General features: G+C 60.2%; 30 protein-coding genes and 1 pseudogene. 8 read left to right on the top strand and 23 right to left on the bottom strand.

Annotated elements, in window-relative coordinates:
• Positions 1 to 15: 15 nt before the first annotated feature.
• From GAO09_RS16575 to GAO09_RS16625, 12 genes are all read right to left on the bottom strand, one after another.
• Complete coding sequence (locus GAO09_RS16575) at positions 16 to 507, bottom strand: 2-thiouracil desulfurase family protein (protein WP_153355115.1); 492 nt, start codon at positions 505 to 507, stop codon at positions 16 to 18.
• Positions 504 to 809, bottom strand: a complete 306-nt coding sequence (locus GAO09_RS16580; RefSeq protein WP_209018737.1) for a type II toxin-antitoxin system RelE/ParE family toxin — start codon at positions 807 to 809, stop codon at positions 504 to 506. Before GAO09_RS16580 ends, GAO09_RS16575 begins: the two co-directional genes overlap by 4 nt.
• On the bottom strand, positions 802 to 1,053 hold the full coding sequence (locus GAO09_RS16585) for a type II toxin-antitoxin system ParD family antitoxin (protein ID WP_153355117.1): 252 nt from the start codon (positions 1,051 to 1,053) through the stop codon (positions 802 to 804). The genes GAO09_RS16580 and GAO09_RS16585 overlap by 8 nt, the downstream gene beginning before the upstream one ends.
• A 185-nt stretch (positions 1,054 to 1,238) precedes the next feature.
• Entirely contained in the window at positions 1,239 to 3,392 is a 2,154-nt protein-coding gene (gene glyS, locus GAO09_RS16590; RefSeq protein WP_153355118.1) for a glycine--tRNA ligase subunit beta, read from the bottom strand.
• Entirely contained in the window at positions 3,385 to 3,510 is a 126-nt protein-coding gene (locus GAO09_RS30255) for a hypothetical protein (protein ID WP_274379768.1), read from the bottom strand. The genes glyS and GAO09_RS30255 overlap by 8 nt, the downstream gene beginning before the upstream one ends.
• A gap of 136 nt (positions 3,511 to 3,646) precedes the next feature.
• Entirely contained in the window at positions 3,647 to 5,362 is a 1,716-nt protein-coding gene (locus GAO09_RS16595) for a phospholipase D-like domain-containing protein (protein ID WP_153355119.1), read from the bottom strand.
• A gap of 74 nt (positions 5,363 to 5,436) precedes the next feature.
• Positions 5,437 to 7,389: a DUF2207 domain-containing protein gene (locus GAO09_RS16600; RefSeq protein WP_153355120.1), complete on the bottom strand. Its 1,953-nt coding sequence runs from the start codon at positions 7,387 to 7,389 to the stop codon at positions 5,437 to 5,439.
• A 39-nt stretch (positions 7,390 to 7,428) separates the two neighbouring features.
• Positions 7,429 to 8,682 carry a 3-phosphoshikimate 1-carboxyvinyltransferase gene (locus tag GAO09_RS16605; protein WP_153355121.1) on the bottom strand — a complete coding sequence of 418 codons (1,254 nt, stop codon included), beginning with the start codon at positions 8,680 to 8,682 and terminating at the stop codon, positions 7,429 to 7,431.
• Positions 8,683 to 8,801: 119 nt separating this feature from the next.
• Positions 8,802 to 9,356, bottom strand: coding sequence for a LemA family protein (locus tag GAO09_RS16610; RefSeq protein ID WP_153355122.1), 555 nt, complete (start codon positions 9,354 to 9,356; stop codon positions 8,802 to 8,804).
• Positions 9,357 to 9,624: 268 nt separating this feature from the next.
• Entirely contained in the window at positions 9,625 to 10,581 is a 957-nt protein-coding gene (locus tag GAO09_RS16615) for a glycine--tRNA ligase subunit alpha (protein ID WP_153355123.1), read from the bottom strand.
• Positions 10,582 to 10,648: 67 nt separating this feature from the next.
• The gene (locus GAO09_RS16620; protein ID WP_153355124.1) at positions 10,649 to 11,068 is read right to left on the bottom strand and encodes a PIN domain-containing protein; all 420 of its coding nucleotides are present in this window, start codon (positions 11,066 to 11,068) and stop codon (positions 10,649 to 10,651) included.
• Positions 11,068 to 11,298: an AbrB/MazE/SpoVT family DNA-binding domain-containing protein gene (locus GAO09_RS16625; RefSeq protein WP_153355125.1), complete on the bottom strand. Its 231-nt coding sequence runs from the start codon at positions 11,296 to 11,298 to the stop codon at positions 11,068 to 11,070. The genes GAO09_RS16620 and GAO09_RS16625 overlap by 1 nt, the downstream gene beginning before the upstream one ends.
• Positions 11,299 to 11,412: 114 nt before the next feature.
• Between GAO09_RS16625 and GAO09_RS16630 the strand changes: the two genes are divergently transcribed.
• Positions 11,413 to 11,703, top strand: a complete 291-nt coding sequence (locus tag GAO09_RS16630; protein ID WP_153355126.1) for a hypothetical protein — start codon at positions 11,413 to 11,415, stop codon at positions 11,701 to 11,703.
• A gap of 318 nt (positions 11,704 to 12,021) precedes the next feature.
• Here the strand turns inward: GAO09_RS16630 and GAO09_RS16635 are convergent, their stop codons facing one another.
• From GAO09_RS16635 to GAO09_RS16650, 4 genes are all read right to left on the bottom strand, one after another.
• Positions 12,022 to 12,216, bottom strand: a complete 195-nt coding sequence (locus tag GAO09_RS16635) for a hypothetical protein (protein ID WP_153355127.1) — start codon at positions 12,214 to 12,216, stop codon at positions 12,022 to 12,024.
• A 24-nt stretch (positions 12,217 to 12,240) separates the two neighbouring features.
• Complete coding sequence (locus GAO09_RS16640) at positions 12,241 to 13,104, bottom strand: S49 family peptidase (RefSeq protein ID WP_153355128.1); 864 nt, start codon at positions 13,102 to 13,104, stop codon at positions 12,241 to 12,243.
• 78 nt (positions 13,105 to 13,182) lie between these two features.
• Positions 13,183 to 14,001 carry a tRNA1(Val) (adenine(37)-N6)-methyltransferase gene (locus tag GAO09_RS16645; protein WP_324185425.1) on the bottom strand — a complete coding sequence of 273 codons (819 nt, stop codon included), beginning with the start codon at positions 13,999 to 14,001 and terminating at the stop codon, positions 13,183 to 13,185.
• Positions 13,998 to 14,228: a putative signal transducing protein gene (locus GAO09_RS16650; RefSeq protein ID WP_153355129.1), complete on the bottom strand. Its 231-nt coding sequence runs from the start codon at positions 14,226 to 14,228 to the stop codon at positions 13,998 to 14,000. The genes GAO09_RS16645 and GAO09_RS16650 overlap by 4 nt, the downstream gene beginning before the upstream one ends.
• Positions 14,229 to 14,330: 102 nt before the next feature.
• On the opposite strand from GAO09_RS16650, the gene GAO09_RS16655 reads away from it, so the two are divergent.
• The 4 genes and pseudogenes from GAO09_RS16655 (at position 14,331) to moaB (ending at position 19,102) form a co-directional block, all read left to right on the top strand.
• Positions 14,331 to 15,347 carry a polyprenyl synthetase family protein gene (locus tag GAO09_RS16655; RefSeq protein WP_153355130.1) on the top strand — a complete coding sequence of 339 codons (1,017 nt, stop codon included), beginning with the start codon at positions 14,331 to 14,333 and terminating at the stop codon, positions 15,345 to 15,347.
• A 146-nt stretch (positions 15,348 to 15,493) separates the two neighbouring features.
• Positions 15,494 to 17,332 (top strand): annotated as a pseudogene (locus GAO09_RS16660) (tetratricopeptide repeat protein); the annotation flags it as partial.
• A 273-nt stretch (positions 17,333 to 17,605) separates the two neighbouring features.
• Positions 17,606 to 18,496, top strand: a complete 891-nt coding sequence (locus tag GAO09_RS16665; RefSeq protein WP_153355132.1) for a 4-(cytidine 5'-diphospho)-2-C-methyl-D-erythritol kinase — start codon at positions 17,606 to 17,608, stop codon at positions 18,494 to 18,496.
• A 51-nt stretch (positions 18,497 to 18,547) separates the two neighbouring features.
• Positions 18,548 to 19,102, top strand: coding sequence for a molybdenum cofactor biosynthesis protein B (moaB, locus tag GAO09_RS16670; RefSeq protein ID WP_153355133.1), 555 nt, complete (start codon positions 18,548 to 18,550; stop codon positions 19,100 to 19,102).
• Between the two features lie 2 nt (positions 19,103 to 19,104).
• Here moaB and GAO09_RS16675 read toward each other — a convergent pair whose 3' ends face one another.
• Positions 19,105 to 19,617 carry a glycosyltransferase family protein gene (locus GAO09_RS16675; protein WP_153355134.1) on the bottom strand — a complete coding sequence of 171 codons (513 nt, stop codon included), beginning with the start codon at positions 19,615 to 19,617 and terminating at the stop codon, positions 19,105 to 19,107.
• Between the two features lie 132 nt (positions 19,618 to 19,749).
• Between GAO09_RS16675 and GAO09_RS16680 the strand changes: the two genes are divergently transcribed.
• From GAO09_RS16680 to GAO09_RS16690, 3 genes are all read left to right on the top strand, one after another.
• Positions 19,750 to 20,907 (top strand): PA0069 family radical SAM protein, encoded by a 1,158-nt coding sequence (locus tag GAO09_RS16680; RefSeq protein WP_153355135.1) that lies wholly within the window; start codon positions 19,750 to 19,752, stop codon positions 20,905 to 20,907.
• 147 nt (positions 20,908 to 21,054) lie between these two features.
• On the top strand, positions 21,055 to 21,723 hold the full coding sequence (locus tag GAO09_RS16685) for a ribonuclease HII (RefSeq protein ID WP_153355136.1): 669 nt from the start codon (positions 21,055 to 21,057) through the stop codon (positions 21,721 to 21,723).
• A 272-nt stretch (positions 21,724 to 21,995) separates the two neighbouring features.
• Positions 21,996 to 22,460, top strand: a complete 465-nt coding sequence (locus tag GAO09_RS16690) for a hypothetical protein (RefSeq protein ID WP_209018738.1) — start codon at positions 21,996 to 21,998, stop codon at positions 22,458 to 22,460.
• Between the two features lie 86 nt (positions 22,461 to 22,546).
• Here GAO09_RS16690 and GAO09_RS16695 read toward each other — a convergent pair whose 3' ends face one another.
• From GAO09_RS16695 to GAO09_RS16720, 6 genes are all read right to left on the bottom strand, one after another.
• The gene (locus GAO09_RS16695) at positions 22,547 to 23,320 is read right to left on the bottom strand and encodes a hypothetical protein (RefSeq protein WP_153355138.1); all 774 of its coding nucleotides are present in this window, start codon (positions 23,318 to 23,320) and stop codon (positions 22,547 to 22,549) included.
• Between the two features lie 108 nt (positions 23,321 to 23,428).
• The gene (locus tag GAO09_RS16700) at positions 23,429 to 23,914 is read right to left on the bottom strand and encodes a F0F1 ATP synthase subunit B (protein ID WP_153355139.1); all 486 of its coding nucleotides are present in this window, start codon (positions 23,912 to 23,914) and stop codon (positions 23,429 to 23,431) included.
• Positions 23,915 to 23,917: 3 nt separating this feature from the next.
• Positions 23,918 to 24,544, bottom strand: coding sequence for a F0F1 ATP synthase subunit B (locus tag GAO09_RS16705; RefSeq protein WP_209018739.1), 627 nt, complete (start codon positions 24,542 to 24,544; stop codon positions 23,918 to 23,920).
• A gap of 85 nt (positions 24,545 to 24,629) precedes the next feature.
• Positions 24,630 to 24,857 (bottom strand): F0F1 ATP synthase subunit C, encoded by a 228-nt coding sequence (locus GAO09_RS16710; protein WP_028750571.1) that lies wholly within the window; start codon positions 24,855 to 24,857, stop codon positions 24,630 to 24,632.
• 69 nt (positions 24,858 to 24,926) lie between these two features.
• On the bottom strand, positions 24,927 to 25,679 hold the full coding sequence (locus GAO09_RS16715; protein WP_324185423.1) for a F0F1 ATP synthase subunit A: 753 nt from the start codon (positions 25,677 to 25,679) through the stop codon (positions 24,927 to 24,929).
• Between the two features lie 72 nt (positions 25,680 to 25,751).
• Positions 25,752 to 26,102 carry an AtpZ/AtpI family protein gene (locus tag GAO09_RS16720; protein WP_153355142.1) on the bottom strand — a complete coding sequence of 117 codons (351 nt, stop codon included), beginning with the start codon at positions 26,100 to 26,102 and terminating at the stop codon, positions 25,752 to 25,754.
• Between the last annotated feature and the right edge of the window lie 145 nt (positions 26,103 to 26,247).

A 26,247-nucleotide genomic window follows, 5' to 3' on the forward strand; every position in this document is an offset into this window, starting at 1 on the left:
GCCCTCGGCACGTCTTCAGAAACCGAGTGATTTGGCCAGTTCCTCGATCTGGCGATCGGAATAGACCGCGATACCGGCGCGAGCCATGAGAGCGGCTGTGACGCCATTACCGGCCAGCTTTTTGCCCGCAAACGATCCGTCATAGATGAAACCGGAGCCACAGGACGGGCTGCCATCGATCAAGAGCGCATGGCGGCAACCGTTTGCCTGCGCGAAGACCACCGCCTTTTCCGCACCCGCAATGAATTCGGCGGTGACATCGCCGCCGGTGATTTCCATCACCCTTGCGCGGCCGGAAAGCACATCCTCGCCCGACATGCCGTTTTCGATTTCCGCTGGTGGCCTTGGCACAGGCATGCCGGCCGCCATTTCCGGGCAGATCGTCACCACCCTGCCCTCTTGCCTCCAGCGTTCCAGCAGCGGATGCGCAAGCGGCTTGCCCTTGCCATCATAACGGACGGCATGGCCGAGCAGGCAGGCACTGACGAGGATTTTGGAGGCGGTCATTCTGGGTCTTGCAGCTGGCGGCGGATATCCACCTTTTCGTGGAGAATGCGCACGACTTCAACAAGCCCATCTGGTTTGGCAACGTAGAATATCAAATGTGATCCTGACCGCCGGCTGCGATATTCAGCACGAACACCACCCAATAGCCTTCCAGACAGAGGGCGCTCACCTATCTGCCTTATGGTCTGCAGGAGCTTATGAAGATAAATCTGCGCTTGCTCTTCCGACCATGTTTCCCGCGTATAGTCGCCGATCTTGACGAAGTCTTGTTCTGCGCTGGGGCGGAGCCGGACATTAGCCACGGCGTTGCCACGACGCGCGGACGGAAGCCATAAGCGCTTCGGGATCGAAAGGAACAGTCTCTCCGCTGTTTTCCCCCTCGATCAACAACTCGCGCAGCCGCTCGACCTGCATCTGCTCTTCTTCGAGCATTCTGAGGCCGGCCTCTACGACTTCGTCAACGGTACCGAAACGCCCGCTTTCCAGCTCCCGCGCGACAAAGCTTGCAGCATGCTCACTGACAGTCACTTGCACAGGCTTGTTCATGACGGCTCCGGGTCTGGCGTTCAGACGCAGATTAACATGGCGTGGCAGTCTTGTCAGGCCGGCAGTCCACCCACCATCGTCATGCTCGGGCTTGACCCGAGCATCTACTGCGGCTCATTTTGCGGGTGTGATCAGATCCTCGGGTCAAGCCCGAGGATGACGTCCAAGCGGGGTGCGAACCTGCCTCACCCCGAAATCTTGGAAAAATCCGCAACTGTTCCGGTCGCCTCGCGGATGGCCTTCAGCAAAGCCAGACGGTTGGCGCGGATGGCATTGTCCTCGTCATTGACCAGAACGTCCTCGAAGAATGTATCGACCGGTGCACGCAGCTTCGACAGCGCTTCCATGGCGGCGATGAAGTCTTCCTTGGCGACGGCTTCCGACGCGTCCTTCGAAGCGGCGGTGATGGCAGCCCAGAGCGCCTTTTCGGCATCGAGCTTCAGCAGCGCATCGGACACGCTATCGGCGACGACAGTGCCCTTCTTTTCTTCAGCGGCGAGAAGCTGGGTGGCGCGCTTGGTGCCGGCCAGCAGGTTCTTGCCGTCTTCCGAGGTTACGAAAGCGGTGAGCGCTTCGGCGCGGCGGGCGACCAGCAGCAGATCGTCGGCCTCGGGCGTCAGCACGGCATCGATGATGTCGTGACGGGCGCCCATATCCCGCAGATAGACTTTCAGGCGGTCGTGGAAGAAGGAGAGGAGATCGGCGTCCTTGACGACGCTCAGCAGCGGCAACCGCACCTTCCGCTCCAGAATGATGCGCACCACACCCAAAGCCGCGCGGCGCAGAGCATACGGATCCTTCGAGCCGGTCGGCTTTTCGTCGATGGCCCAGAAGCCGGTCAGCGTGTCGAGCTTGTCGGCGAGGGCGACCGTCAGGCCCACCTTGTCTTCCGGCAGGCGGTCGGAGGGGCCGTTCGGCTTCCAGTGGTCTTCGATGGCTGCGGCCACGGAGACGTCCTCGCCCTGCAAGAGCGCATAACGACGGCCCATCAGGCCTTGCAATTCGGGGAATTCGCCGACGGCTTCGGTGCGCAGATCGGCCTTGGCGAGCACCACGGCGCGATCCACCAAAGCGGCGTCAGCACCGGTGATCGCGGCAAGCTGTTTTGCCAGTGCGCGGATGCGGGCAACGCGTTCACCCTGGCTGCCTAGCTTGGCATGGAAGGTGACGTTGAGCGCATCGAGCTTGGCCATACGCTGGTCGAGCGGCTTTTTCAGGTCGAGATCGAATTTTGCGGCAGACGCCTTGAGCGTTTCCAGATCCGGCAGGTCGCCCTGGTCGCGGGTCCAGAAATGCTTGGCGTCGGACAGGCGTGCGCGAACAACCTTGCCGTTGCCATGCATGATTTCCTTGCCGCCATCCTTGGCGTCGATGTTGGAAATCAGGATGAAGCGGTTGGACAGGCCTTCTTCCGCACCTTGCGGGCGCGTGACAAAACATTTCTGGTTTGTCTTGATGGTGAGACGGATGATTTCCGCCGGGATTTGCAGGTAATCCTCCTCGAACGTGCCCATCAGCACATGCGGCCATTCGACCAGGCCGGACACTTCTTCCAGCAGACCTTCATCCTCGACCAGTTCAAGGCCGTTGGCGAAAGCGATATCGCGGGCGTCGTGCAGGATCATGTCCTTGCGGCGGTCCGCATCGAGCATGACCTTGGCCTTTTCCAGGCTCGCCACGTAATCGTCGAAGCGACGCACGGTGATGGCTTCCGGCGCGTGAAAACGGTGACCGTAGGTGACATTGCCGGCGACGATGCCGTCGATCTCAAACGGAATGACCTGGGTTTCGTCATGTTCGGGACCGAACAGGCAGACGATGGATTGCAGCGGGCGCACCCAGCGCATGCTTTCCGAACCCTTGCCGTCGATGCCGCCATACGTCATGCCCTTGGGCATGGAGGCGAAACCCGAACGCATGGATTTTGGCCAGGGGAAATTGCGGATGATGCCGGGCATCACGTCCGAAATGATCTCTTCCGCAGCACGACCGGGCTTGGAAACGATGGCGACGTAAAAATCACCCTTCTTCGGATCGGAGACGACCTGCGCTTCCGAAACATCCGAAAGACCCGCCTTGCGCAGAAAACCGGCGATGGCCTGTTCCGGTGCCTTGGTGGACGGCCCCTTGATCTCTTCGCGCTGATCGGCGGAACGGGCCGTGAGGCCGCGGATATCCAGCGTCAGACGGCGTGGCGTCCAGTATTCGCGTGCACCCTCATAGGTGAGGCCCGCATCCACCAGCGCGTCGGTGACGAGCTTTTTCAGATCGCCCGCTGCCTTGCGCTGCATGCGTGCGGGGATTTCTTCCGAGCGAAGTTCTAGCAGGAGATCAGGCATTGAGGCGTTCCTTGGCCCGCATGCTTTCCTGCTTGGTCGTCCTTGCGCCTGCGGCGCTGCGGGCGAGCGGCTGTGCTGGGATTTGCTCCGAGCGGAGTTCAAGCAGAAGATCGGGCATGATGATGTCTTTTGCGAATGGAAACAGTGAGGCGGGCTTAGCAAGCCGGGGAGCAAAAGTCATCCATGAAAGCGGATTTGCCGCGCCGAAAGCGCGCCAGCCCGCTCATGCCTGCAGAGCACGCCGGACAGGATGATTATCGGAACAGCGAGCGCATGCGCTCGTGATAGCTGCCGGCGCGGAAATAGGAGGCAACCCACTTGTCGGACGGTTCCAGAATGGCGGCCTTGCGCGGATCGCCGCGTTTTTCGCGGGCAAGCTTCAGGGCCACCGTGCGGAAATAGAGGTGGTTGAACAGCCGCATATATTCGTTGACGTAGATATCCGAGACCGCGCGAATGCCCGGCCCGCGCATCAGCATCATGTTCTCGTCATTGCCGGTGACGGACGGATTGGAAAAATTGGCCGAACCGCAAAAGATTTGCGGATCGTCGGAGAGCGCATCGATCAGCATGATCTTGGTGTGGATGTAGAAAATATTACCCTTGGCGCGAAAATGCTCTTCCTCGCGAAACCACTGGTCGAGCGCGTAACCGTTGAGTTTCAGCTTGATGGTTTCGCTGTTGAGTTTTGCGCCGAGCGCGATGCGGGTGTCGCGGTCCAGTTCCAGCATGGCCTGCGTTTGCGCATTGGCCGAGGGGCGCTCCATCAGGATGAAACGGATGAAATCCCTGTCCTCGGCAAACTTCTGCACAAGCTGGTCGGCCACACCGAAGGCGGCGGTGAACATGACGGAAGATGTGGCAGCCCCCATGCGCTCCGCCACCCATTCCAGCAGCCCTTCCTTGCGTGGCGAAAACACCGCCTTGATGGCATCCGGCGTCAATTCGCCTGCCGGATCGGGAAAGGTTTTGGCGTTGAACGTCTTGAACTCGGTGGTCTGCGGATCGATGGCCAGCTTCTGCCAATAGGTGTCATAGGTCGAGGCCAGGGCCGGATCGCGAACGATATGAGCGACATTGCTCTGGCCGAGAAAACCCGAGGGCGTAAAATTGGTCGAGCCGGTCAGCACCTGTCGCGGGTTGCCATCTTCCAGCAGCACGATGAACTTGTTGTGCGGGATTTTGGAAAAGTTGCTGCGTGTGTGCAGCGTCAGGTTCTTCACCTTTGCAAGCCCGGCGGCTTCGATGGCCGCGACATTGGCGGTGCTGGTCTCGTCGAGCGTCACCGTGCCATCACGCTTGCGGTCTCCGGCATCGTAACAGATACGCACCGTCGCACCGCTGCCGGCCGCGACCTTCAGGGCTTCCAGAATGGGCGGATAAAAGAACTCGTAGGCCGCGACATGCAGTTCGAACCGCTTGCCATCGGCCTGCGCGATATACGCAAGCACGGCTTCCAGAAGACCGCGCGACAGCCATTTGACCTTTTCGTTTTGCGGATCGTTCTGCTCGTCTGCCGTCGGGCCGACATTGCCGAAACGATCGGCGAAGGACTGGCTGGGAATGGCGCCACGGTTGAAATAGACGCCGTGCACATCGTTGCGGTCATTGGCGGTCTTCACCGTCAATGGGATTTCCGGGCCGTATGTCAGGGCCGAAGGTTTGCCGTAAACCGCCTGGATCACATAGTCATAGGTCGTGGCCGGTTCGGCGGAATAATCACCCCATTGAAAATCCTGGATGGGGTGCTCGCGGGTGGAGCGACGTTCACCGGGTTTGGGGTCGGGATTGGTTTCCTCGAAGAACTTGAAACCGCGCATCCATTTGAGATCGCCGGTCTTGCCATCCCGCCGCGCCAGAGCGAAACCGAGCAGACCCTTGCGTGCCTTATCCGTGGCATCGAAGCCGAAAAGCACCGTATGGGAACCGGCGATCGGCCGGATACTGATACCGTCTTTTTCAACCCGCATGATGTCCACCCTCCTTGGTGAAGGCCCACCCTAGATTGAGGTTATGACAGCGCCGTGAAGCGCGAAAGCGCGCATTACCAACCGCCGCCTCCGCCGCCACCACCCCCGCCACCGGAAAAACCGCCGCCGCCCGAAAAACCGCCACTACCGCCGGAACTGGTCTTGGGCGCAGGAATGGTGGAGGAAATGGTGGACGCCATGGAGGCGGAAAAGTCGCTGACGCGGCCGGAAAAATCGCCCATCGAACCGCCGTGATACCAGCCGGGACTATAGGAGAAGGCGGCCCCCGCGGCGGCACCGGCAGCGGCCGTTGCCAGCCAGCGCTCGAAGGCTTGGGACCACGGTTTTTCGACGCCCAGCGCCACGGCATAGGGCAACAGTTTTTCGAAATGCTGCGGCGACATGGTGGGGGCGCCGGCCATGTTCATGCGGTCCTTTTCGGCGACCGTCAGGTAAAGGCGCAAACCTTCGATGCCGTCGGTCAGCTTCTGTCCGAGCGGCGTCGGCGCGCCCATCAGGAAAAAGAACACGAGGTTGATCAATGCGATGGCGGCAATCGCCACCGGCCCGCCGATATCGCCGCCGTGCAACAGTTCTCCAAGCAGGTGCAAAACACCGGACCCGAGAATGGTGACCAGAATGCTGAAACTGACGACGGCAAGAACGAGGATGGACAGAATGCGCTGGGGCAGCGATGCCCCGCGCCGCAAACCCTTGCCCATGGCGGCGACAAAGACATAAGCGACAATGGAGCCAAACAGCAGCGGTATTCCGACCGTCACAAATGTCTCTACCGAAAAACCGCCGAACATGAAAAGCGGCACCAGAACCACCACGCTGAGCGCGATGCCGGCCAGTACATGGCCCATATTGGTCAGGTAATATTTGCCGCGATGTTCCTTCTCGATGGCGCTGCGGAAACGCACACCCAGGCGCTCGATTTCGGGACCCGTGTCCTTGTTGATGGTCAGCTGTTCGCCGGACTGGCCGACGGCGGCAAGGATGGCCTTCTGGCCGGAGGGCAGATCGGCCGGTGCCGGCTTTTGCGTGCGTCGCACCACAATATCGCTCGAAAAATCATCGAGTTCGACGTAGCCGCCGACCGCAAGATGCAGAAGCGTCGCGGAAAAGGCGGTCCAGCCGGCACCGAAAAAACCCTTGTTCTCGATATAATTGACCAGAGCCGGCGACAGGTTTTCGGGTGCATCCCAGCGCGGCACGACCACGCCCTTTTGCGGATCGCGGCCGACCTTGTTCCATGCCCACCAGTAATAAAAGCCGACAATGGCAACACCCAGACCACCGACAAACCAACCGGCATTATCGGACACGAACAACCAGAAGGCTTCCATGGCCGTCGGTTCGGGAATGACACCCTTGGGCATGCCCACGAGCACCGTCAGGTTTTCACCGGGAGCAAAAGGACGCGTCGTTTCGAAAAACGCGGTGTTGCCATCGATGCGGACGCGGGCATCCTTGCCTTCTGCGCCATAGCCGCCGGTGAAATAATCGGTGGCGATGGGCGCGGTCGCGCCGGGCAGACGCACCATGGCCGAGACTTTTCGGATCGGGAACTGCCAGCCGGTGCCGTTGACGTTCCAATATACCTCGTCCTGATCGTCGTAACGCAGGATCCAGCGGTCGGTGCGATAACGGAACGTGTAGGTATGAGCGCCCGGCGACAGCCGGGTATTTTCATTGCCGGCATAGATGCGGATGCCGCCGGAAATGTTTTGCGTATGCGAGGCTTCCGGCCGGCCATCACGCGCCACCGACAGGAGCTCGAAACCGGCGGTGATCAGCCGGTCGGACTGGGTGCGGGCGCGCAGCGGAAAATCGCGAAAGATGCCGCGGCGGATATTGACGCCCTCGGCATTGACCCGGATGGTTTCCGTGACGGTGAAGGCGCCATCCGGCTCCACCACGATATCCGAGTGGTAGGAGAGAATTTCCTCACGCGCCAACGCGGCAAGCGGCAGAGCCAGCAGGAGGAGGAGAGCAAGACAAAAACCGGAAATCCGCCGCATCAAAACTCTTCTCCGTTTGCAACGTCTCAACGTGCAGATTTATTCCTCGATGGAAACGCCGAGCGAGGACAGCACATCCCAATATTCCGGGAAGGTTTTGCCCACGCAATCTGGATCGAGAATGGTGATGCCGCCGATCTTCAGACCGGCCAGCGCAAAGCTCATGGCGATGCGATGATCGGCAAACGTGTCGATGGATGCCGGCAGTGTTTGCCCTGCCAGCGCCGGATCGGAGGCAACGATGAGATCGTCACCCTCTTCGGTGGCGAGACCTTCGCGGATACTGTTCAAGCCCGTCGAGACGGCACGGATACGGTCGCATTCCTTGACGCGCAGGTTGGCGATGCCGACAAAACGCACCGGCGTTTCATTGAAGGCAGCCAACACGGCGATCGTCGGCACCGCATCCTGCATCTGCGAACCATCGATTTCGGCCGGCAGGTTGGGGAACTGGCGGATGACGTCAAAAGCCTTGGCGTCCGGCTGGGTGAACTCTTCATTGGCGACGCCGAGATCGATCTTGCCGTCGGTCAGCACTTCGGCGGCCCAGAGATAGGTGGCGGCGGAGGCATCCGGCTCGACGACGAAATCGGTGGCGGTGTAACCGGTCGGCTCGATCACCCAGCAAGATGGCGTCGGCTGCGAGACCTTTGCCCCAAAGGCGCGCATGGCCGCCAGCGTCAGATCGATATAACCGCGGGCACCGATATCGGCACCGGCAAGCTCGATGGTGAAGGGTTCGGAACCACAGGCGGCGGCCATTTGCAGGGCCGAGACATATTGGCTCGACAGGCCGGCATCGATGACGACCTTGTTGCTGGCGAATGTGCCATTGGCATCGATGGTGACCGGCGGGCAGCCGGTCGGGGCTTCGATCGCCACGCCCAGCGATTTCAGTGCATCGACCAGCGGCTTGATCGGCCGCTTGCGCATATGCTCGTCGCCATCGACCACGTAACGGCCATGGCCGAGCGCGAGCGCTGCGGTGAGGAAACGGGTCGCGGTGCCGGCATTGCCGAGGAAGAGCGGGTTGGCGGGGGCTTTGAGTTCGCCATTGCCGGTGACCACGAAGGTGGTCGCATCCGGTTCCTCTACCACAACGCCCATGGCGCGCAGGGCTTCGGCCATATAACGCGTGTCATCGCTTTTCAACGCGCCGGTCAGCCGGCTGGTGCCCTTGGCGAGACCGGCCAGAAGCAGGGCGCGATTTGTAATCGACTTCGAGCCGGGCGGCACGGCGCGGCCGGAAAGCGGCGCCGGATGGGGAACGATGGTCAGCTTTTCCTTGGGCATTGTCTTTGCATTCCTCACCCGGCGGCACAAAAGGCCGTCCGGGTTTTCAGGCCAGAATATCGTGTGGCAGCGTCATAGACCGTCGCTGCGCAAAGGGGAAGCACCGGAGGCGGAAGCGATCAGAACTTGACGCTTGGGACGGCGCGATCGGCTTCGTTGGTGATCTCGAAGAACGGCTTTTTGGCGAACCCGAACTGGCCGGCCACGATGTTGGACGGAAAACTCTCGACCTTGACGTTGAGGTCACGCGCCGCGCCGTTGTAATACCGCCGCGACATCTGGATTTCACTTTCCAGCGTTTCCAGCGAGGTCTGCAACTCCAGAAAATTCTGGTTGGCCTTGAGGTCGGGATAGGCTTCGGCCAGCGCGAACAGTTTTCCGAGCGCCTGGGAGAGCATGCCCTCGGCCACAGCCCTGCCCTCCACATCACCCGCCGGCACCGCCTGCGCCTGATTGCGAAGCCGCACGACTTCCTCGAACGTACCCTTTTCGTGGGCGGCATAACCTTTGACGGTTTCGATGAGATTGGGAATGAGATCGGCGCGGCGCTTCAGCTGCACATCGATGCCCGACCATGCCTCCTCGGCCATCTGCCGGGATTTGACGAGGCCGTTATATATCATGACGACGTAAAGTGCGGCGACGACGATGATGCCGAGAATGATATAGAGCATGCGGATAGTCCCCTGTTTACGAGGATATATCTAACGCAATCTGCGCTTTATTGAAGAGTGGATAGCGGAAAGACTTGGTAGGAATGGGCAAGATAGTCTGGACGCTCGCATCTGCCTGACAAAGCTCCCACTCGATGGCTCCGTCATCCTCGGCCTTGTGCCGAGGATCTAACCACCTCAACAATATCAGTCTGTTGCAGATCCTCGGATCAAACCCGAGGATGACGACCGAGAGATTTGACCCCTTGCCGGCAGGTCAATGATAGCCTCAGGCCGCCTTTTCACCCAGGTTCGCACCACCGGCATCCGTCAACAGAAACGCCTCGCCACACGCCTTGGCCAGCGTGCGGACGCGCAGAATATAGCTCTGGCGTTCGGTGACAGAAATCACGCCACGCGCATCAAGCAAGTTGAAGACGTGGGATGCCTTGATGCACTGATCATAGGCCGGGAAGACGCATTTGTGCAGCATCTGGTTGGAATTTTCGACCGGCGCACCGAAGGCCAGAAGCGCCAGGCATTCCTTTTCCGCATCGATAAAATGGCGATGCAGCATTTCGGTATTGGCGAATTCAAAATTGTGGCGGGAATATTCCTGCTCGGCCTGCAAAAAGACGTCGCCGTAGGAAATCTTCTCTTCGCCTTCGCGACCGTTGAAGTTGAGGTCGTAGACATTGTCGACGCCCTGCACATACATGGCAAGACGCTCCAGACCATAGGTCAGCTCACCGGCAACCGGCGAACATTCGATGCCGCAGACCTGCTGGAAGTAAGTGAACTGCGAGACTTCCATGCCATCGCACCAGCATTCCCAGCCGAGACCCCAGGCGCCCAAAGTTGGGCTTTCCCAATCGTCCTCGACAAAACGCACATCGTGCAGAAGCGGATCGAGGCCGATCGCCTTGAGCGAGCCGAGATAAAGCTCTTGCAGGTTGGACGGGTTCGGTTTCAGGATGACCTGATACTGGTAATAATGCTGCAGACGGTTGGGGTTTTCACCATAACGACCATCCGACGGGCGGCGCGACGGCTGCACGTAAGCGGCCTTCCACGGCTTGGGGCCGAGGGCGCGCAAAGTGGTTGCAGGGTGAAACGTGCCGGCGCCGACTTCCATGTCGTAAGGCTGCAGAACGGCGCAACCCTTGTCTGCCCAATAATTATGGAGCGTCAGGATGAGCGCCTGGAAAGAGCGCTTGGGGTCCATGTGTTCGGGCAGATCGGTCATGGGCATATCGGCATCGGTTGATTGAGGATGCGGACGAGTGCCATGCAAGGCGGCGGGGGTCAAGGTTTTATGAGGGGCTGGGTTCGCGGAAGGGGTTTTGGATGGTCAATGTGGTGTCGATGATGAGACCGTGCTGGAGGTCTTCGGAATAATAAATCGTACATTTCGCCTTAAGCGCAGCCGAAATCATGACGGCATCGTAGAATGCGAGATTGTAATGCTGAACCAGTCTCAGAGCCGTCTTGGTCATGCCTGGTTCAACGGAAACTACTACCTCGGCAGCCTCCGTCAGATCGCTGACAATTTGAGTTATCCGCTCCCAGGACAAGCTAAGCTTGCGCCGTCCAACATTCGCAAATTCATTGAGAGCCTGAGCGCTGATGACGAATGGTTCGCTCATCAGCTTTTGAGCCACGACGGCCTTGGTTTCGCTCGTCGTGGAATAAACCAGAACATTGGTATCAAGGAAGTTCGCAATCGCCGGCATCAGCGGGCATTTGCCTCTTCGCGATCAAACTTCCAATTGTTAGGCAGTTCCAGCTTCAACGCCTTGATACGCTCAAGCGCCTGTTTTTTCGCATTTAATCGCCCGGCCTCCTGCGAAGGTTCATTGGCGACCGCAACTGTCACCTCGTCGCCCTCCTTCAAATCGAGCGACCTGGCAACGTCAGCAGGGATTTGAACGGCAAGCGCATCATTCCATCGGGTTACGCGCATCGGATGTCTCCAAACTGGATACCGGCATCTATATCACCGGTGGCGTGGTGGCGAAAGAACGTTGTCAAAACCCGGCTGCACAGGATATTCTGCGCATATCCTGGAGCCACCGCCATGAACGTCAAGAACACCATCACCCTTTCGGATCGCTATATGCGTTATGCCGAACAGCAGGTCGAAGACGGACAGTTTCCATCCGTGGAAAAGGTCGTCGAGGCAGGGCTCGACGAGTTGATGCGATCAGGTGACGGCATGACGCAGGAGCATCATGATGCGGTGACGGCGATGGCCAATGAGATCAATCGGCGACTGGATGGGCCCAGAGACAAATGGATCTCCATGGAGGAGGATAATCTGTTCGACCGCGTCAGAGCCCGGATCGCGGACAGACAGCAGGCGAAGTGATGGCGCAGTATCGGCTGGAATATCATGATGCAGCCGTTATCGAACTCGACGACATTCATGCATTTATCGCGCTTATGCGGGGGACGTTGTTGCGGACCGAAAGATTTCGGAGATCGAAGCAGCGGTTTATCGGCTAGCGGATTACCCGAAAGTCAGCACCCCTCGCTATGAAACGAGGCCCCGTCTGCGAACCCTCGTGGCGGCTGAAAAGGCGGTGATCCGTTTTCTCGTGGATGACGACACTGCCACCGTACGCACCACCTGTTTCAGCTACGCTGGCTCCGACTGGTCCTCCCGCGTCAAGGACCGCTGCTAACCTCATTCGTCCTCTTCGCGCTTCACCCGGTATTCCCCCGTCACCGGGTCCTTTTCCAGCGTGCCCATGGCGCCGGTCTGGCGTTCGCGTTCGGCCTTTTTCGAGCGCGCGGTCAGCTTTTCCGCGTCGCCGACGAATTTCTTGTAGATCATCCAGCCGCCCACCACGAGGATAGCCAGGAATATGATTTGCGCCATTGTCCCCTCAGACGTCCCTGTTTATCAGAGCCCGTAACGGCTCCACATCGCCTTGTCTTCCAGCGTCGCCGCCAGTCCTGACGCGGCACCCGCCGCCAACTCCGTCGCGCCGGCTTGCGACACCACGCCCGGCACGCGGCGACCAAACAGGTTGCGCCCGCCGCCGATCAGTTCCAGTTTGGCCTCGGGGCCGTAACGACGTTTCAGCGTTTCGCGCATCTCGCCGATGCCGTCAACAAGACCGAGATCGACGCCGCGCAGGCCGGTCCAGAACAGACCTGAAAAAATCGTCTCTTCATCGGCCAGCCTTTCGCCGCGGCGCATCTTCACCATCTCGATGAAGACCTTGTGGATCTCCAGCTGCAGCGTCTTCAGGTATTCAATATCGCCTTCCTTTTCCGGCTGGAAGGGGTCGAGAATGACCTTGTTTTCACCGGCCGTATAAACGCGGCGTTCGACGCCGATCTTCTTGAGCAATTCCGGGAAACCGAAACCGCCGGACACGACACCGATCGAACCGACGATCGAGGTCGGATCGACAAAAATCTCGTCACCGGCCAGCGCGATCATGTAGCCGCCCGATGCCGCGACATCCTCGACGAACATCAGGACGCGCTTGTCCTTTTCTTCGGCAAGCGAGCGAATGCGCTGAAAGATCTGGCGCGACTGCACCGGCGAGCCGCCGGGCGAATTGATGGAGATGGCGACAACCGGCGCATCCTTCTTGGAGAACGCCTTTTCCAGAAGTGGCGCGACGGTTGCGATGTTGAGAGCCGGCCGGAACTGGCTGCCACCTGCCATGATCGTGCCGTGCAGCCGCACGACGGGGATCGACACGCCCTTCTTGCGCAGGCGTTTCGGCAGCAGGCGTGTCAGAAATCCGGCCATGTGTCATCCTTCCAAATCGAACAGCTGTTCATGTAGGGATTTGAACGGCCAGCGCAATCACTGCGTTCCATATGGATGTCAAATTACCGTCACACGTGCCTGTCGGCTTGTTCGACGCGCGTAAGCGGTGCGGCCATTGTTGAGGCTGTCCGCTCGTTCGAGGAAGGCATGACCATCCTCGCCATGCAGGAAAAGCGGGGCACGGAAAATGAGACGCGCTTTCGAGCCCTTGATGGCGGTGACGAGAATGCGGGTGGCATCGGCATCCGGGCGCGGATGAATAAGCGTCATCTCGATGCCGCCAAACCGTTTGCCGCAGGCGGCGATGATCTCGGAAACCGATTCCGGCCGTGCGATCAGCGACAACTGCCCGCCGGACACCGTGATGGCGCCTGCCGTGCGCAGCCACGCCTCGAACAGGCCGTCCGTCATCGCATGGGCTTCCGCCTTCAGCCTGTCGGGCGTGGTGCGGTCATCGGCATTGTTGAAGGGTGGGTTCATGATGACGTGGTCGAAACTGTGATCGGGCAATCCCGCCGCGACGCGCGCGCGTCCCGTCAGCGTTACATCCGCCTCCATCACCGATACCCGATCCGCAAGATGCGCGTTTTCAGCAAGCGCCACGCTGCGGCGCGCATAGTCGGCCATCAGAGGCGAGCGCTCCACCAGCGTAACCTGAGCACCGGCCAGGCGCGAGGCGACCGCCATGCCGGCAGCACCTGCACCGGCACCAAGATCGGCAACCGTGATCGGCCCCTCCTGTGCCACCAGCGAGGCCAGCAGCATGGCATCGGCACCGGAGCGATGCCCTTCGCCTTTCGGCTGCAGCACATGGAAATTGCCGCGATGAAAGGCGTCGAGGGTTTCTGGCCTCAGGGTCGGCTTGTCGCTGCTCACCGCTTTTCGTCCCGCAATTCGGCTTCCAGCCCGGCATCGATCAGCAGCCGGCGCGCTTCATCAGCCAGATCCTCGGCCACCAGCAGGCGTTTCGGCAGCAATCCGAGCGAACCTTCCAGCACGCTCATCGACTGATCGGCGATCATGCAGGGAATATCGGCGTCCTTCATCAGGCTTTCCGCGAAGGACAGAAGCACGACATCGTTGGTGCGGATCAGTTCTTTCATCACAATTCCCTCAAAATCACCGGTACGGAGCCTTTTGCCCCTTGCCGGTTCACCCTGCCCTTTCTATGGTCCCCGGCAAAATTTGAACAGGAGTACGCATTCTTGGGCGTCGTCATTCCGCTCGAAGAGAGCAAGAACAAACAGGCTTCGGTCAAGCCCCTCGTCGATCTGACAAAGGGTGACATGGAGCGTGTCAACCAGTTGATCCTGTCGAAGGCCGGCTCCGACGTACAGATGATCCCGGAGGTTGCCAACCACCTGATTTCATCAGGCGGCAAGCGTCTGCGGCCGATGCTCACCCTCGCTTCCGCCGCCATGTTCGGTTACGAAGGCGAAGGCCATATCAAGCTCGCGACCTCGGTCGAGTTCATGCATACTGCCACGCTTTTGCATGACGACGTGGTCGACGAAAGCGACCTGCGTCGTGGCAAATCCACAGCCCGCACCATCTGGGGCAATCAGGCAAGCGTTCTCGTCGGCGATTTTCTGCTCGGCCAGGCCTTCAAGATGATGGTCGAAGTCGGCTCCATGGAAGCGCTCGATGTGCTCGCCACCGCCGCATCGGTGATTGCCGAAGGCGAAGTGCTGCAGCTTTCCGTCGCCAAGAACATGGAAACCACCGAGGACGACTATCTGTCTGTCATCCGCGCCAAGACGGCGGCGCTGTTTGCCGCGGCCGCCGAAGTGGGTCCGATCATTGCCGCCACCGACAAGGCGACCCGCAGCGCGCTGCGTTCCTACGGCATGAACCTCGGCCTTGCCTTCCAACTGGTCGACGATGCGCTGGATTACGGCGGCAAGGCTGCCGATCTCGGCAAGAATGTCGGCGACGATTTCCGCGAGGGCAAGATCACCCTTCCGGTCATCCTCTCCTACCGTCGCGGCACGACCGAGGAACGCGCCTTCTGGCGTCAGGCGATCGAGAACGGCGAAAGCACCGAGGAAAATCTCGAAAAGGCGCTGGCCCTGATCACCAAATATAACGGTCTCAAGGACACGATTGCGAGAGCGAAGCACTATGGCACGATTGCCAGCGACGCACTCGCCCCGTTGCCCGATTCCGCTTACAAATCAGCGCTTCTCGAGGTCATCGATTTCTGTATCGACCGGGTAAACTGACACCTGTCGGCAGATTGAACGGACAAGGCAGGTCCCGCGATATTCTTGCGGACCTGCTTCAAAAAAGCCATTCTGTCGTGAATCATCGGCACTGATACCTTCGGCGGCCATTCTGTCGCCCTGCGCTTTTCATGAGAGGCACTTTTATGCGGCAGCAATTCGCCCTTCGTCTGCTTTCCGGCGCGGCTTTCGCCGCAGCCCTCATGCTGGGTGGTCAGGCGCTTGCCGCCGCCGGCAATGAAAAGCCGGCGACAGAAGAGGCCCAGACCTTCAATGCCGGAAAGGTCAACACCTTCTCCGGCGCATTCCTGGCCGCACGCACGGCCGATGTGGATCACGATTATCCCAACGCCATCACGCTGTATCGCAAGGCTCTGGAACTGGAGCCGGCCAATACGGAAATCCGCGAGCGGCTGATGCTGTCGCTGCTGATGAGCGGTGATTTCGATGGGGCGCTTCCGATCGCGCAGGACCTGAAGGCCGATGAGGCGGTGGAGCGCATTACCATCATCGTTCGCGGGCTGGACGATATCCGCAACAAGAAATTTTCTGAAGCTGAAAAGCTTCTGACCTACAAGGGCACCAACGATCTCGACCGCATCACCCACACGCTTTTGGCAGCATGGGCGCGTGTCGGTGCCGGCAAGGGCAAGGAAGCACAGGCGCTGGTGCGCGGCATCAAGGGCCCGGCCTGGTTCAAGGTGTTTACCGATTACCATCTCGGCGCCATGGCGCTGGTTGCCGGCGACATCAGCGCGGCACGTTCCAGCCTGACGGCGGCGATCACCAATGACGATGGCGTCGCCACCACGCCCGACACGTTCATGCGCGCGATCATGGCACTCGCACGTCTTGAAGCATCGCAGGGCAACAAGCAGAAGGCGTTGGACACGATCGCGGTCGGCGACCGGCTGATCAGCAATTACGCGCCGCTCAAGGCCTTGCGCCAGAGCATCGAGGCCGGCGACAAACCCGACCAGCAGGTGACCACCGCAACCGAGGGTGCTGCATCCGTGCTGTTTTCCGTCGGCGGTGCACTGAACCGCCAGGGCGCGGAAGAAATGGTGTCGCTCTACCTGCACATGTCGCATGCGCTGGATCCGAAAAGCGCCGACACGCTGATCATGCTCGGCGGTATTGCGGAAAAGCTGGAACAGCCTAAACAGGCGATCGCTCTTTATGAAAAGGTGCCGGCGGATTCGCCGATGCGCCGCATTTCCGAACTGCAGCTGGGCCTGACGCTTGCGCAGACCGGTGAAGTGGACAAGGCCCGCGAGCACCTGAAAAACCTGATCACCTCCGACCCGACGGACCTGCGCAGCTATCTTGCCTATGGCGCGGTTCTTTCCGACGCCAAGGACTACAAGGCGATGGCGGAGAATTACGACAAGGCTGCCGAGGTGATCGGCCCGATTGCCCGGCCAGCCGACTGGACGATCTTTTTCCAGCAGGGCATCGCCTATGAGCGCCTGAAACAGTGGGACAAGGCCGAGCCTGCCTTCCGCAAGTCGCTGGAGCTGAACCCGGAACAGCCGCAGGTTCTCAACTATCTCGGTTATTCCTTCGTCGACATGAACCGCAATCTCGATGAGGGCATGGCAATGATCCGCAAGGCCGTGGATGCACGGCCGGATGACGGTTACATCGTCGATTCGCTCGGTTGGGCGCATTATCGGCTTGGCCAGTTCGACGAGGCCGTGACGGAACTGGAGCGCGCCGCGCAGCTGCGTGCAGGCGACGCCGCCATCATCGACCACCTGGGTGATGCCTACTGGCGCGTGGACCGCAAGCTGGAAGCCAATTACCAGTGGAAGCGCGCGCTGACGCTGGAGCCGGAAGAAGCGGAAATTCCAAAGATCAAGGCGAAGATCGAAAACGGCCTGCCGGAGCTCGACGCGGCAGAGCTGGCGGCGATGAAGGCAAAGGCGGCAGCCGCTGCGGAAAAGCCTTCAGAGACGGCGCCGGCCGCCACACCACCGACGGAAACCGCACTTGTCACCCCTCCGGCCGATGGCGCGGTCAAGCCGACCAATTACACGGTCAATCCCGGCGACACGCTGTGGAAGATCGCGCATGAGGCACTTGGCGACGGCGACCTGTTCATCGAGCTGATCAAGGCAAACCCGCGTCTGCGCCGCAACCCGAACCGGATCTTTCCGGGTCAGGTTCTCGACCTGCCGGGTGTTACCGCCCCTGCCACTGACCCTGCCATTAACCCTTCGTCGGCACCTGCCGGCAACTGACGCGGCAGGCAAAGCATGACCGAAATGCCCCCGGTGACGCAGGCGAGCGAAGTGGCGCGAGCCAAGATCAATCTCGCGCTGCATGTCACCGGCCGGCGTGCCGATGGTTATCACCTGCTCGACAGTCTGGTGACCTTTTGCGAAACCGGCGACCGGCTGGAGATTGCTGAAGCGCAGGAAAACAGCTTTTCCGTTTCCGGCCCTTTTTCCGCAGCGCTGGGCGCGCCCACCGATAATCTGGTGCTAAAGGCGCGGGACGGGCTGCGTCAGCGCCTCGCTGCTGCCGGTATCATCACCGGCCCGGTTGCTATCCATCTCGAAAAAAACCTTCCCGTCGCGTCCGGCATCGGTGGCGGTTCTGCCGATGCAGCCGCCGCGCTGCACGGACTGTTGCGCGTCTGGAAGGCAGATCTGGAGCCGCAGGAGGGCAAGGCGCTTCTGCTGTCTCTGGGTGCCGACGTGCCCATGTGTTTTGTCGGCACGCCGCTTGCCGCACGTGGCATCGGCGAGGACATCACGCCCCTGCCGCAGATGCCGGCCATGGCGCTGGTTCTTGGCAACCCGCTGATCGGAGTTTCGACGCCCGCCATCTTCAAGGCGCTGGAACGGCGCGACAACCCGCCTGTCGGCGCGCTACCTGCTTTGTCAGACCTCGGGGGCTGGATCGACTGTTTGTCCGCCCTGCGCAACGATATGGAACCCGCGGCAACAATGCTGGTGCCGGAGATCGCCACGCTGCGCGCCATGCTCGATGCCGAGGGTGCGCTACTGTCACGCATGTCCGGCTCGGGCGCCACCTGTTTCGGCATTTTCGAGACCATCGAAAAGGCAAAGGATGCGGCGGCAAAGCTGCGCCGCCAACGGCCGGACTGGTATTTCTGCGCCACCAGTACCATGTCTGCCTGACCTCGCCACAGCTACACATCTACCGCCACACGCCATGCAGGGAGAAACCCCATGAACCGGATCGACGAAAGCCGCCCCTTCATTCCCGTCGGCATTGCCGTGTTGACCGTGTCCGACACGCGGACGCTGGCAGACGACCGCTCCGGCGACACGCTGGTTGCCCGCATCACTGAGGCCGGCCACGTCCTCAAGGGCCGCGCCATCGTGCCCGACGACAAGAAACAGATCGCCGCGCAGGTGAAGGCGTGGACGCAGGATGACGCGATCGACGTCGTCATCACCACCGGCGGCACTGGCTTTACCGGCCGCGACGTCACACCTGAGGCCATCGAGCCGCTGTTCGAAAAGCGCATGGACGGCTTTTCGGAAGTGTTTCACCGGATTTCCTACGACAAGATCGGCACCTCGACCATCCAGTCGCGCGCCACCGGCGGCGTCGCCAATGCCACCTATATCTTTGTGCTGCCCGGCTCTCCCGGTGCCTGCAAGGATGCCTGGGACGGCATCCTGAAACCGCAGCTGGACTATCGCCACATGCCCTGCAATTTCATCGAGATATTGCCGCGGCTGGACGAACATCTGAAGCGTGGCACAGGAAAAGCCTGAGCCTATCCCCGTGCCGCCCAGGCGGGCACCATTTCGCTGATCAGCGTGAACGGCTTCTGGTGCAGGGCCAGCTGTTCCAACGCCATGCCGGATTTGGCCAGCGCGATCGCCTGTTTCTTCGGCAGGACAAAACCGTATTCGAGCGGCGGCACACGACGGCTGAGCCGCTTGAAAAGCGAAGGGCGATGATTGCGTGACGGCGAAAATTTTGCCGGCTGCCTGTTCATGGCCAGATGCTCGCCAAGCTCGTCGATCCAGCCGATCTGCGGACGCGCACCGGCTTGCATCAACAACAGCCATTCGCCTCGCACGGAACGAACGATGTCCTTGATATCCCAATGGGTATGGAACCGGCAACCGGCGGCATCAGCCACCCGCGCGGAGGCATCATGCGAACCGTGGTCGAGCACCACGACATCGCTCACAAGCCCTTCCACGGCACCTGCCACCAGCACAGACAGTGTCTGTGCCAGTTCGGTTTCCTGATCACGGCATTCCATAAGGACAGTCAGCATTTGTGACAGTTAGCGCATTGCAGCATGAAAGGCCACTCGCGGTTTCTCGCAATTTTGTTCTTGCAATGTTCTCATTGGTGGGATAGGAATTTTGTCATTGCAGAGGCGCCTCGCCGGCTGCGGGAGATTCCGATGAACGAGCTGTCAGACTTGAGGCAGGGTGCGCTGGCACCTGGCCATACGGCAGATATTGCCAACGCACTGGTGAGCGCTTCCGGTCTTCGGATCGAGATAGACCGCCGGCGCGGACGTGGTGCGGGCATCAACCCGAGCGGCCGTTTCGAGGAACAGCGCCGCGAAACCTTCGACGATGGCTGGCAGTCGCTGGAAGAGCTGGAACCGTTCCGCACCGAGGTTCAGATCGAAAAGCCACGCACGGCGATCACCCGCAATGACTCACCCGATATCGGCTTCGACCGTTCGATCAACCCTTATCGCGGCTGCGAGCATGGCTGCATCTACTGCTTTGCCCGCCCCACCCACAGCTATATGGGCCTGTCGGCGGGGCTGGATTTCGAGGCAAAACTGTTTGCCAAGCCTGATGCGCCGCGCCTCCTGGAGCGTGAGCTCAGCCGTCCGGATTACAAGGTGCGGCCGATCGCCATCGGCACCAATACCGACCCCTACCAGCCGATCGAGAAGGAATGGCGCATCATGCGTCAGCTTCTCGAAGTGCTGCAGAAAGCAGGACACCCAGTCCTGATCGTCACAAAAGGATCGCTGATCACCCGTGACATCGACATTCTTGCGGACATGGCCACCAAGGGGCTGGCCAAGGTGGGAATTTCGGTGACGACGCTCGACCGCAAGCTGGCCCGTTCCATGGAGCCGCGTGCCGCCACGCCGTCGCGGCGGCTGGAAACGATCAAGGCACTGACCGAAGCCGGGATTCCGACAGCGGTGATGATGTCGCCGGTCATTCCGGCGCTCAACGACCACGAGATCGAACGGGTGCTCGAGGCGGGCCATGCGAGCGGCGCGCGCGAGGCAAGCTATGTGCTGTTGCGTCTGCCGCTGGAAGTGAGCCCGTTGTTTCGCGACTGGCTCTTGCAGAACTACCCTGACCGCTACCGGCATGTGATGAACCTGGTACGCTCGATGCGCGGCGGCAAGGATTACGATGCCGACTTCACCAAACGCATGAAGGGCGCCGGTCCCTATGCCTGGCAGATCGGCCGCCGTTTCGAGATGGCAACCAAGCGACTGGGTCTCGCCCGGCGCGGCATGTCGCTGCGCGACGATCTGTTTGTCCGCCCGGATGGAGGGGGCGTGCAGCTGTCGCTGCTCTGACCTTTCAAAAGTTCAAAAGAATTCGACACGGTCCACCGCCGCTTTCCGTGTCGAAAAACCCCGGCTCCCGCTGCCCCTTGCGGGAACGTTGCCGCCGTTCAAGCCGGGGCTTGCAGGAGATCGGGTCGGCGTGCGATTTTCGCCGCCATGAAAAAAAGCACGCCGCCCGATTCTCCCAAACTGTTTGATGACCTGCCGCTGAGACCCGATTTCAGCATTGAGGACGCCGCACGCCGCGAAGGCCTGTGGCCGATTGCCGGTACAGACGAAGCCGGACGTGGCCCACTGGCCGGTCCGGTGGTGGCCGCTGCCGTCATTCTCGACCCTAACAATATTCCGGCCGGCCTGAACGATTCGAAAAAACTCAGCCTGAAACAGCGCGAAAAACTGTTCCAGGAGATCATCGAGACCGCTGAAGTGTCGATCGCCTCCTCCGGTCCCCGCCTGATCGACCAGCGCAATATCCTGCGCGCCAGTCTCGATGCCATGCGACGCGCTGTGGCGGGGCTCGTCACGCCCCCTGCCCTCGTCCTGTCGGATGGTCGCGACGTCGTGCCCGGCATCACCTGCCACGGCCGTGCCGTCATCAAGGGGGATGCCCGCTCCGTCTCGATCGCCGCGGCCTCCATCGTCGCCAAGGTAACACGAGACCGTATGATGGTGCGTGCCGGCATCGTCTATCCCGTCTACGGCTTCGAGGGCCATGCGGGGTATGGAACGGCGCAGCACAGGGGGGCAATCGAGGGCCATGGCCCGTGCGTGCTGCACCGGATGAGTTTTCGGCCGCTGAAGAAGGATGGGGTCGTGGTGGAGTGACCACGCGACGGCACGACAGCGCGTCAAGACCAGCGCTGACTACCCACGACTGTAAAACTCCTCTTAAACTCATTCCCATACACCCGCGATGACATCCCGGCGTAATGGAACGAAAAATGCGCGATAAACTGTCTTCCGCACTTCGCGCATCGGCCAAGGGCAGCGGGTGGACGGCAAGACGTGATCTATTGACCAGACGGGTCGACAATTCGGTTCTGGCTATACATCCGCGCAGAGGCGCGCCCGATATCTTCGAGTTCCGAGCCAAGCCATTGGCATGGGACGATCTTCTCTGGTCGACCCTCCAGATTGACGGCAATGAGAAACTGCCTGCCAGTTTTCGGTTCACCGGCGCATTCACATGCGACACACCGGCTCTCGACCATATGGATTTTGTCAGAACCAGCTCTCCCGAAGCGCTCGCGTCCCAGATGCTTTCGTTTGCCCGGAACTGCCATGGAAAGCCTGCCCTGTGGAAGGATTATGATCTGAACGATGTGATAGCCGCCGAACCTCGGCATGAGCCTTATCGCTATCATCAGACATGCGTGCTTGACCGCATTTGCGCAGGAGGCCGTCAAGCTGCGCAGATGATTTGTAGTGATGTGCTCGCCGGCGCCTTGGATTGCAGGATCACCTTGAGCGCCATCGACAAACAGATGCCATTGGATGCGACAGGAAGAAGGCCGTCGCTGAACTTCTTCGAGCTTGCAAAGATCTGGCTGAGCCGCAATTGACGAGCGACACGCCGGCCTGTCACGCCAACCAAACAAATAGGTCGGTGTTACCACCCGGCTTTATGAAATTCATCCTGACACGTCGATCAGTTCAAACGCGACCTGAAATCCGCTTGCGGTTCGCATGCGACCCAGTCCCTCTTGCGTTCCACAAAACGTTGTCTGCGTATCGACCAACGCGCCCAAGTTTCTATGCGACCGTCGCGGGAAAACGCGAGATATGGCCTGTCGTACTTCGACAGCGAAAAGAAGCCGAGATCGGCGGACGTCGCCTGCCGCTTTGGCCATATCGGGATACTGATGCACCATGGCCGTCCCTGCGCCAGTTTTTCTGCCTCTTCCAGAATACGAAAAGACTGCCCGGAGCCTACGAATGAAATTACCGTCAGCACCGACAAGGCGGCGCCAAGAGGAATGCCGACGGCAAGATGGCGTCTTGCGATATAAAAAACACTCGCGGCGGATAACCCCGCTGCCAACCCCACGCCCAGATCAAGCGCACGGCCGCCGCCGCTTCCGCCAAGAACGTCAGCCAGGCAGATCGTCAGCACGACACCGCCGATCGCACCAACAAAAATCAGAAGGGGAACATCCAGCCAGGCCGTTTTTTCACCGATGAGCGCATCCACGTTCAGCCAGCCGAAATAGGCCGCGATGCCGAGCCGGACGGTGAAAACGACACCGAAAAAGCCCGCCACGGGCAACAGTTCCAAGGCCTCAGCAACTTCAGGCACAGGCGCCTGCATCAGCCGGAACGCCACCAGTGCGAGAAGCGACAGGCCGGCCGTTCGCCACATGAAACGCAACGGCAGGAATGGGCTGACCACAGCCAGAACCAGAAATGAAACAAGGAAAAACATGATGAGTTCAGACATAAGCCAGACTGAAATGGATTTTTTCCGAAGCCAAACCAACAAAAAAGCCGGGTGTCACCACCCGGCTTTTCAAATTTCAATCTGACCGATCGATCAGTTCAGGCGCGTCTTCACCTGGGCAACGGCGTCGGAAAACAGCGCGTTGCGGGTGGCTGCGTCGGCCTTCGCGGCGATCACCTTTTCGGCAGCAGCGACAGCCAGATCGACGGCAGCTGCGCGGACGGAACCGATCGCGTCGGCTTCGGCCTGCTTGATCTTCTGTTCCGAAAGCGCGTTGCGGCGCGCAACGAATTCTTCCGTCTTCTGCTTTGCCTCGGCGGTCAGCGCAGCGGCTTCGCGTTCGGCAGCTGCCACGATGTTTGCGGCGTCTTCTTCGGCTTCCTTGCGCTTCTTCTGGTATTCAGCGAGCAGCGCCTGGGCTTCTTCACGAAGACGCTTGGCTTCGTCCAGTTCGGAGCGGATGTTGTCGGCGCGCTTGTCGAGCGAGCGGCCCATCATGCCCGGAACCTTAAGATAGGCAACGAGCGCGAGGAAAAGGATCAGGCCGACGAGAGCATAAAATGTTGCATCAAAAGCCATGGATCAGGCTCCCTGCTTGGCGGCAGCGACCGCGGTCTTGATCTCGGCGTCGGTGGCTTTGCCACCGATCAGCTGATCGACGATGGCGGAAGCGGTTTCCGAAGCGATGTCGCCAACGTTTGCGAAAGCCTTTGCCTTGATCTCGCCAATGCTGGCTTCGGCGGCTTTCAGCTTTTCAGCCAGTTCAGCCTCGATAGCGGCGCGATCGTTCGCTGCCTTGGTCTTGGCAGCTTCGCGGGCGGCGTCGGCAATGCCGGCACCCTTGGCGCGTGCTGCTGCCAGTTCCTTTTCGTAGGTCTCGACGGCTGCATCGGCTTCGGCCTGCAAACGGTTTGCCTCGGAAAGGTCGGCGGCGATGCGGTCATGGCGATCCGACAGGATGCCTGCCAGACGGGGGCCGAGAACCTTCTGGATCAGAAGGAAAAATACGCCGAAAGTGATGACGAGCCACAGAAGCTGCGAAGCAAAATGGGCGCTGTCAAAGGGCGGGAATACGCCGCCAGCATGGGCGCCATCATGAGCAACACCCGTTTCGGTATGCACTTCGCCCGCGGGAGCGGCGCCCGGTGCAACCGGCGTCTGTGTGGCGTCCGGCGCGGTCTGCGCATGTGCCGGTGTCACGAGCATCATCACCTCCAGGTGGAATTCGAATATCGAAGATGGCGGCCACCCTCAAAGGGGCCGCCGCCATCCGTATGCAATCAATCGCCGCGAATTAAACTGCGAAAAGCAGCAGAAGCGCGATGAGCAGCGAGAAGATGCCCAGAGCTTCCGTAACGGCGAAGCCGAATACCAGACGGCCGAACTGGCTGTCAGCGGCAGACGGGTTGCGCAGGGCGCCAGACAGGTAGCTGCCGAAGATGTTGCCGAGGCCGAGGGCCGTGCCGGCCATACCAAAGCAAGCGAGACCTGCGCCGATGAACTTTGCTGCTTCCGCTTCCATGATGATCTCCTTAGAATGGGTGTTGCGGCTGATGACTGACGCCTTCAGGACGCCAATGGGTAGTTATCCTTAGTGCCCGCCGGGGTGAACTGCGTCATTGAGGTACATGCAAGTCAGTACCGCGAAGACGTAGGCCTGGAGGAAGGCAACGAGGAATTCGAGACCGGTGATAGCAACGGTCATGATGAGGGGCAGAATCGCGCCGCCGATACCGATCGGGCCGAGAGCCGCGAGCGAGACGATGAAGCCTGCGAAAACCTTGAGCGTGATGTGACCTGCGAGCATGTTCGCGAAAAGACGAACGGAGAGCGAGATCGGACGCGACAGGAAGGAAATGATTTCGATCATGACAACCAGCGGCAGAAGAATGCCCGGAATGCCCGACGGCACGAACACTTTCAGGAAGTGGAAACCGTGCTTGTAGAAGCCGTAACCAACGACCGTGCCGATAACGAGAACGGCGAGCGCGAAGGTGACGATGATCTGGCTGGTGATCGTGTAGAAATACGGGAACAGGCCCAGCAGGTTCGCGGTCAGAACGAACATGAACAGCGAAAAGACCAGCGGGAAGAACTTCATGCCGTGGCTGCCGGCGCCTTCGCGCAGCATGTTGGCGATGAATTCATAAGACATTTCGGCAACCGACTGCGCACGGCCCGGAATCAGGCTCTTGGAAGCGGATGCGAAATACAGGAAGCCGGTGGCGACCGCGACGGTAGCAACCATGAACAGCGATGCATTGGTGAACGACAGGTCAACGCCGCCGATCTCGATCGGAACGATCTTGGAGATCTGGAACTGATGGATCGGATCGTTTGCCACCGCTTGCCCTCTTCCTTCGCCGCGAATATCGCGCTTTGTATTCTCTTGTATAACCAAACGGCTTTTCGCCGATCAGTCCTTGTTCGCTTCATCCTTTTCGGAAAACGGCGACGGCGCCACCATTCCGACAGAACGAAGTACGTTCAGTACACCGGCACAGAAACCAAGAAGGAGCAGGATAATCAGCCCCCACGGCTTCGACGCCGGCCAAACCAGTCCAAGGACGTAGCCCAGCATAGCGCCAACCGCGATCGCAGCTATGAATTCGGAGGATATTTTCAGTCCGAGGGCCATGCCTTTGCGGCTCGCCTCCGACTGCTCTTCCCTCGCCACCCCTGCCGCGTCGTCCGTACGTTTTCCCGCAAGTTCCGCGGTCAAACGCTTTCGGCGCTGCTCCAGACCTTCGTCCCGGTCATCCGTCATTCGCGTCATCCTCTCCCCATCTCATCCCGGCAAGCCGGTCCAGAGATGCCTGGGCCCGAGGAAATCGCGCCTTCCGGCCCGTTTTGAAGTCGCCGCAACATAGTTTTGCCCGCCCTTATAGTCAAGGCGTTGCAGGCGCTTCATC

It is taken from the genome of Endobacterium cereale (assembly GCF_009617585.1).
GTDB lineage: Bacteria > Pseudomonadota > Alphaproteobacteria > Rhizobiales > Rhizobiaceae > Neorhizobium > Neorhizobium cereale.